We start from the raw sequence: 4,657 nt of genomic DNA on the forward strand, positions 1-4,657 counted from the left end.
CAACGCCATCGAGCGCATGTTCTGCCGCCTCAAAGACTTCCGACGCGTCGCAACCCGCTACGACCGTAACGCCACCAGCTTCCTCGCCGCCGTCCACATCGCCGCGATCGTCAGCTACTGGTTATGATTCTCGGCCCTAAGCCGGTCTGCTGAGAAATACCATCGACGTAAACGGCAAGCTTCGTGCCGGCTGCCCAGACCAACGCGGCGCTAGCGGTGAAGATGGCGACGTTAAGCCACAAAGGAAGTGTGTACAGCGACATGCCGAGACCCGAAAATACGTATCCGGAGAAAGTGCGGCCCATGCATTGGCCGAACGATCTTCTGTCGACGTGCGAGGAGGCGTCGTCATGCCTTCGGCGGAGGAGGCGCGCCGCGTTCTCGGTAGGATGGCAGGTCGGGCGCGCCTTCCGCCACGGGACTTCTTTCCAGTTCCGAGAGCAGCGCTTTCATCTCGCCGATCTCGCGAACCTGCGCTTCGATGATCCGGTCTGCGAGAAGTCGAACACGCGGATCCCGTATGTGCGCTCGCTCGCTCGTCATGATCGCGATCGAGTGGTGGGGGATCATTGCTTTCATGTAGGAAACGTCGCTCACCGTTCCCTGACTGCGAACAAGCCAGAGCGCACCCCCGAAGGCGACCAGGCTTGCCGCCACGATGGCGAGGTTAGCGGCTCTGTTCCGGTACATGGACCACATGAAGCCGATCATGATCAAAGCCATCACCGCCCCCATCAGCACCGCCATCCAAGTCCTGGTCTGGCTGTAGAAGAGGTGATCGAGCGTGTACGTGTTGAGGTACATCAGGCCGAACATCACGACCGTTGACGTGACGATCATCGCCAGAAACCTGCCATAGCTCATCGGATTCCTCCGCAGGGACGACCACAGGCGGCCGCCGCTCTTTTGGCGCCGCGATGAATTGGCGCTCCATTTTTCAACTTAAACAGCCGACGCAATGTTCCTGGCTGTCTGGTACGGCGCAATCTGTCGACAGCGCCGTCAGCTGGCCGCAACGGCGGCCTGGCGCAGCCGCCGCTTGTCATCGTTCGAGACGAGCGCCGCCTCGGCGCGCTCCAGCGCCAGAGTGGCGTGGCGGCGCGCCACATGCGCGTAGCGCCCGTCGCCCAAGCGGGCGAGCGTCCCGAAAGCCTTCTGGAGCCGCAGGCCAATCTCGATGACGCCCGCGCCATCGCGGGCGATGCCTGTGAAGATGTCCTCGAACAGGTCGTCTGGTTCGATCGCCGGGACGTGAACGCGCGGGTATTCGACCTCGTCATCGCCTGACGGCCCCGGCTCCAGCCAGATCGCCAGCAATCGCACCGAGCGGCCGATCACGTCGATCGCCGTACCGGGATCGTTGATGCCGGGCGAGAGGGCGCGCGACGCGATTTCCGAGAGCACGCAAGCTCCGAACCGGGGATCCTGGTCATAGGAGCGCACCTCGCCAATGGTGAAACAGTTGCGGACTTCGGCGTCGAATTCGTCTTCGCCAAGTCCTTGAGCCCACGCCAAAGGCTGTGACGGATCGACGAACCTGCCCGGAAGGGCTGCAACATAGATCTGACCCTGCGCGCTCTGGGCGATTTTCGACAGAGCGCCCACGTCGAGGTGCTGCAGGTAGCCTATGGACTGCGCGTGGATGGGCCGGGTCGATGGTGGGGCCTGGTTGGGATCTTTGAAACGGGTCCCGCCCATATACGGGCGATCGCGGCGCGCGCGCATCGCATCCGCGGCGACCCTCTCCACCCGCGCGGTGGTTTCCGTGACCCGCCCAAGCCTCGAGAGGTGGTCGATCCACCTAAGCAGAGTGACCACGATCAGGATGATCACGGCGATCGTGACGACAAAAAGGACGACGCGGCCTCGGCTGCCGTAAGCGCCCGTGCTGAGCGTGACGATGCCGACGAGGCTGAACAGGAACGATCCCAGGAACGTCGCAAGGACGTTCTGGGTCGTTGTGTCCTCCATCACGAGCTTCGTCGCGCGCGGCGTGACGTTGCTCGTCGCCGCGGAGTAGGCCGACACCATGATGTTCAGGGAGAACGTCGTCACCGCCAGCATGCTGGAGGCGATGATCCCGAGAATGTTGTCGACCGCGTCCGCGCCGATCTTGGTCGGCAGGTCCGCGGGGATGTAGGGGCTGAGCACGATCGCGGCGAGGGCCGTCGCGACAGCGCCGAGCGAGAACAGGCTGGCGCGAAACCAGATGCGCCGGGTGAGGACGGACAGCAGCCAGACCCAGCGCGACGTCATGGAAGAACTCCGTCATCGCAGGGGCGCTTGCGCTCGGTCAGGTTTCCGGCGGGCATCTTCGGCCTCACGTCTTCCGCTTTGCTGCTGCGCACCATTGCCATGAACAAGGATCAGCTCTTGAGGCCGGTGGCGGCCTCCGAAATCCCCTCAACGTTCTGAAGGCTGCTGCTTTTGCCAGGAGGTTTCTGCACCACGCTGATCGAACCATCGGTCTCAAGTACGACCGCGGCGACCGCTGACAGATCGCCCACGCCTTGCGAGCGGACGGCGGACAGGAGATCTTCTCGGGTGACCCGCTGGGCCTGCATCGGCCCCTCGAGCAACCGTCCTTCGTAAAGAAGCAGCGTCGGCTCAGCCTTGATGAGCTTCTTGAAGCGCTCTGAGCGAACCGATAGCCAAGTGATGACGAGTTGGAGGACGATCAGGAGCGCCAGCGCAAGCAGTCCCTCGAGAAGCGCGACGGATTTGGTCAGGATGATGGACGACAAGGTCGAGCCGAGCGCGACGGTCACGACGAGATCGAAGGCGTTCAGCTTCGCCAGCGTGCGCTTGCCTGAGATCCGTAAGAACACGACCAGCGCCCCGTAGGCGCAAATCCCGACGACGAGGACGCGGAAGAGCCCAGTCCAGCTATCGAAAAACATGACGCTCTCCTCTTCGCCTGGTTCTCACGTCGTGGCTTCGTCAAGCGCGATCGTTCGCTTGGCCAGCCATCCGAGCGTGAGGCCCTGCACCACGATGCTGAACGACACGACGCCATAAGTCGCTGACAGGATTGCAGATGGCGCTTGGCCTTCCGGAATCGACAGCGCGAGCGCGACCGAGATGCCGCCCCGCACGCCCGCCCAAGTGAGGAAGGGCACGTTGCGGAGCGACATCGTTGCGCTCCAGGAGAACAGGAAAAGCGGGACTGACACGGCGATCAGCCGCCCGATGAGTACGATCGGGATCGCCGCAAAAGCCAGCGCCAACGAGCCCCACGCGAAGCTCAACACAAGCACCTCCAACCCGATGAGCAGGAAGAGAACGGAGTTCAGGATTTCGTCGATCAACGTCCAAAGGCCAAAGAGATATGTCTGGGTGCGATCGCTCATCGCGTAGCGGGGACCGCGATCGCCGATCAGGAGCCCAGCCGCCACCATGGAGAGCGGGCCGCTGACGTGCAGCCGCTGAGCGACAGCGTACGTGCACGTCACCAAGGCAAGTGAGATCAGCACCTCGACCGGATAATCGTCGATCTGCTTCATGCCCCAATATGCGACGTAGCCGGTGACCAAACCGAGCAGGATGCCTCCGCCCGCTTCGATGACGAGCAGCTCGATTATCGCCGTTGCGCTTGTTTCATCCGCGCTGCTGCCGATCGCAAACCGGAGCAATACCGTGAACAGCACGATACCTATGCCGTCGTTGAACAGCGACTCGCCTTGAAGCTCGACCTCCAGGTCTGCCGGAACGGCGACGTTCCGGAGCGTGCTCATCACGGCGACCGGGTCGGTCGGGCTGATCAGCGCGCCAAAGACAAACGCCCATGGGAGTGGGATCGCGAGGCCGATGATCCGCGCCGCCCACCAAGTGGCGAACCCCACGACGGCGGTCGAAATCACCGTGCCGGCAAAAGCCAGCAAAGCCACCGGGATCGCACGGCTCCGCAGCTTTCCCAGGTCTACGTGAAGCGCACCTGCAAAAAGCAGGAAGGCCAGCATGCCGTCCATGACGACCTTGCTGAAATCGATCTGACGGAGGGTTCCGGTCAGGCTCTCGAAGAGGTGACGGTCAGGGAACGCCACATCGGCCGCGACCATCAACGCGGAGGCTGCGACGCTCATGACCAAGAGCCCGACAGCGTGCGGAAGAGGCAGGTACTTGTGGTTGAGCCACCCGAAGAGCGCACACAACGTCAGGAGCAAGGCGCTTAGTTCAAACAGTGTAAACACGAGCTCGCCCTCTCAAAGTTCCGGCAGCGGCCTAAGCCCCCATGTTCTGGGCCGGCTTCGGCAACGTGCGGAACGTCAAGCCTCGCCTGATCGCCGAGTTCCGTTGGGATTTCGCGGACCGATCCGATCGCGGCGCGCGTGCGATCCCGCGCCGGATGATGCACAACCTCGAAGGCAAGGAGCTGCTCAAAAACGCCTTGGGGCTGGTCAATCTACGCTTCAGGGACGCCATCGCTGCCGTGGCTTTGAACGCGAACGATCGCCCTCATAAAGAGTCTGCTTGTGGCAGCAGGCTGGATGTCCGGTCGTGGCGCCGAGCGGCTGTCAGCAGGGACCTCACCTGACCGATTCCGTTGAAAAACTCGGCCGTTGAAGCGGGGCTCCGTCGCTGATTCACTCCGTCATGCGGGCGGAGGGCGGCGGCGATGATGGGTGAACGGCAGGTCGACCAGGCGGCGCTGTTTTAC

5 protein-coding genes and 1 pseudogene are annotated in these 4,657 nt (G+C 62.9%); 2 read left to right on the top strand and 4 right to left on the bottom strand.

The genetic code is table 11. The features are described from left to right. Positions 1-127: pseudogene (locus ACIKT0_RS13210) on the top strand (IS5/IS1182 family transposase); the annotation flags it as partial. A gap of 221 nt (positions 128-348) precedes the next feature. On the opposite strand, the gene ACIKT0_RS13215 reads toward ACIKT0_RS13210, so the two are convergent. The 4 genes from ACIKT0_RS13215 to ACIKT0_RS13230 all read right to left on the bottom strand — a co-directional run bounded on the left by ACIKT0_RS13215 (position 349) and on the right by ACIKT0_RS13230 (position 4,190). Continuing rightward, positions 349-864: a DUF305 domain-containing protein gene (locus ACIKT0_RS13215; RefSeq protein WP_407105788.1), complete on the bottom strand. Its 516-nt coding sequence runs from the start codon at positions 862-864 to the stop codon at positions 349-351. Positions 865-1,002: 138 nt separating this feature from the next. Then, a complete protein-coding gene (locus ACIKT0_RS13220; protein WP_407105789.1) occupies positions 1,003-2,256 on the bottom strand; it encodes a DUF2254 domain-containing protein in 1,254 nt (417 codons plus the stop codon). Between the two features lie 110 nt (positions 2,257-2,366). Further along, on the bottom strand, positions 2,367-2,900 hold the full coding sequence (locus ACIKT0_RS13225) for a DUF421 domain-containing protein (protein WP_407105790.1): 534 nt from the start codon (positions 2,898-2,900) through the stop codon (positions 2,367-2,369). A 24-nt stretch (positions 2,901-2,924) separates the two neighbouring features. Then, entirely contained in the window at positions 2,925-4,190 is a 1,266-nt protein-coding gene (locus ACIKT0_RS13230; RefSeq protein WP_407105791.1) for a cation:proton antiporter, read from the bottom strand. 41 nt (positions 4,191-4,231) lie between these two features. Between ACIKT0_RS13230 and ACIKT0_RS13235 the strand changes: the two genes are divergently transcribed. Then, positions 4,232-4,534 carry a hypothetical protein gene (locus ACIKT0_RS13235; RefSeq protein WP_407105792.1) on the top strand — a complete coding sequence of 101 codons (303 nt, stop codon included), beginning with the start codon at positions 4,232-4,234 and terminating at the stop codon, positions 4,532-4,534. Positions 4,535-4,657 lie beyond the last annotated feature (123 nt).

This window comes from Hansschlegelia beijingensis, assembly GCF_045505405.1.
Classification (GTDB): Bacteria; Pseudomonadota; Alphaproteobacteria; order Rhizobiales; family Methylopilaceae; genus Methylopila; species Methylopila beijingensis_A.